The organism is Emticicia soli (genome assembly GCF_037860775.1).
In the GTDB taxonomy this organism is placed as follows: domain Bacteria; phylum Bacteroidota; class Bacteroidia; order Cytophagales; family Spirosomataceae; genus Emticicia; species Emticicia soli.
The window spans coordinates 1-1095 of record NZ_JBBEWC010000038.1 but is presented as its reverse complement, the minus strand read 5'-3'; the positions used below and the strand labels follow the sequence as shown (position 1 = coordinate 1095).

1 pseudogene is annotated in these 1095 nt (G+C 46.7%); it reads right to left on the bottom strand.

The features are described 5' to 3' along the window. Positions 1–1095, bottom strand: a pseudogene (locus WAE64_RS24735) (hypothetical protein); the annotation flags it as partial.

Below are 1095 nucleotides of genomic sequence, written 5' to 3'. Positions count from 1 at the left end.
TTTGCAATATGGCGTACCTGCATAAGAAATAGTAGCACTTGGACTATCTGTAATCGTTACACTTGTCGTGGCTGTGGCTGAGGTACAACCACCGCTGGCTGCTATGGTATAAGTAACTGTATAAACTCCTGCCGTACTGCTACTTGGCGTGATTTGACCTGTTGAACTATTGATAGTCAAACCTGATGGCGCAGAAGTAAATGCTCCTCCTGTTGTACCTGTTAGGCTTACATTGGCTGAACTAGCTGTTTTACAATAAGGCGTGCCTGCATAAGAAATAGTGGCACTTGGACTATCTGTAATCGTTACACTTGTCGTGGCTGTGGCTGAAGCACAACCACCGCTGGCTGCTATGGTATAAGTAACTGTATAAACTCCTGCCGTACTGCTACTTGGCGTGATTTGACCTGTTGAACTATTGATAGTCAAACCTGATGGCGCAGAAGTAAATGCTCCTCCTGTTGTACCTGTTAGGCTTACATTGGCTGAACTAGCTGTTTTACAATAAGGCGTGCCTGCATAAGAAATAGTGGCACTTGGACTATCTGTAATCGTTACACTTGTCGTGGCTGTGGCTGAAGCACAACCACCGCTGGCTGCTATGGTATAAGTAACTATATAGACTCCTGCCGTACTGCTGCTTGGCGTGATTTGACCTGTTGAACTATTTATAGTCAAACCTGATGGTGCAGAAGTAAACGCTCCTCCTGTCGAACCTGTTAGGCTTACACTGGCTGCACTGGCTGTTTTACAATAAGGCGTGCCTGCGTAGCTGATTGTAGCACTTGGATTATTGGTAATCGTTACACTCGTCGTGGCTGTGGCAGAAGCACATCCACCGCTGGCTGCTATGGTATAAGTAACTATATAGACTCCTGCCGTACTGCTGCTTGGCGTGATTTGACCTGTTGAACTATTTATAGTCAAACCTGATGGTGCAGAAGTAAACGCTCCTCCTGTCGAACCTGTTAGGCTTACACTGGCTGCACTGGCTGTTTTACAATAAGGCGTGCCTGCGTAGCTGATTGTAGCACTTGGATTATTGGTAATCGTTACACTCGTCGTGGCTGTGGCAGAAGCACATCCACCGCTGGC